The organism is Dietzia sp. DQ11-44 (assembly GCF_014145205.1).
Classification (GTDB): domain Bacteria; phylum Actinomycetota; class Actinomycetes; order Mycobacteriales; family Mycobacteriaceae; genus Dietzia; species Dietzia natronolimnaea.
In genome coordinates this window covers 1-1180 of record NZ_JAALEC010000676.1, presented here as the reverse complement: position 1 = coordinate 1180, position 1180 = coordinate 1, and the positions used below count along the sequence as shown (strand labels likewise).

Annotated in this window: 2 protein-coding genes; one reads left to right on the top strand and one right to left on the bottom strand. The window is 72.6% G+C overall.

Annotated features, from left to right (window positions below):
• Positions 1 to 300: peptide chain release factor-like protein (locus G6018_RS15430; protein WP_277817789.1), on the bottom strand; the 300-nt coding region annotated here is incomplete at its 3' end.
• A 172-nt stretch (positions 301 to 472) separates the two neighbouring features.
• Here G6018_RS15430 and G6018_RS15425 point away from each other — a divergent pair.
• The coding region (locus G6018_RS15425; RefSeq protein ID WP_241732153.1) for a DUF308 domain-containing protein at positions 473 to 1180 on the top strand (708 nt) is incomplete at its 3' end.

Sequence of the window (1180 nt, the reverse complement as noted above, 5' to 3'; positions counted from 1 at the left end):
CGCGAGCCGGTCCCGGGCGGCCCGACGGTTCTGCCGCTGGGACCGGTGCTCCGACGCCGCGATGGTGAGCACGGTGCCGGCGAGTGACGGGGCGAGTCGGCCGAGCGCACGGGTGCGTTGGACGTCGCTCAGCGCCGTGGTGCTGGCCAGGTCCAGGCTCAACTGCACGCGGGAGTCCGCGGTGTTGACGCCCTGCCCGCCAGGCCCCGAGGAGCGCGAGAACTGCTCGAGGAGTTCTCCCGCGGGCACGCGGAGGCCGTCGGGGATGCCCGGGCCGGGCGCCACTCTCAGGTCGTCCATGGCGCCCAGTCTGCCCTCGCGGCCCCACGCCGGTCCGCTCCACCGCACGGGTGGGGTCGTCCGAGGAGTGTCAGCCGGTTCAGGCAGGACGGGCCGGGATAACGGATATCTTCACTCGGGGGCGGCCCGCGCCGTCGGTGCGACGACCTGAGCCCACCGCGAGGGGATGACGATGAGCGAGATGGGTGACGATCGGTCCGGTCGGACCAGGCGGGTCGTCGGGATCGTCCTGGCGATGGTGTCGATCGCCGCGGGTTCGGTGTTGATCCTCGCCCACCTCGCCCTCCCGGAGATCGTCAGGCTGGCGGGTGCCGGCCTCGTCGTCGTCGGACTGGCGACGGTGCTCGGCGTCGACGGCGCCGGACACTCGCGGTGGTGGGCGCGGATCCTCACCGGCGTCGCCACGGTCGCGGCCGGGATCGTGGTGCTGGTCTGGCAGTCGGCGAGTATCCGCAGTCTGTTGTGGGTCATGGTCACCGCGTTGATCGTGCACGGTGTCCACACGATCGTGGCGGCGATCCGCAGCGAGACCGACCGCCGGGTGGCGGGGGTGTTCAGCGGTGCCGCCGCGGTTCTGTTGGGTCTGTTGTGCCTGGTCTGGCCGGTTGTGGCCATCGAGCTGATCACGTTCGGCGTGGGCGCGTGGTTGGTGTTCGTGGGACTCCGCGGGCTCCTGGACCCGGTCCTCCACCGCCGCCGGGAACGCGCCGCAGCGCGGGCCGGATCGGGACGTCTCCGCAGCTGGGGGCGGACCGTCCTCGCGGTGACGGTGTTCCTGCTGGTGGCCGCACTCGCCGTCGGCAGCGCCCTGCTGCTGCGCGGTGACGACCGCCCAGCGCCCGATGACTTCTACACCTCCACCGAACCGCTGCCCGCCGAG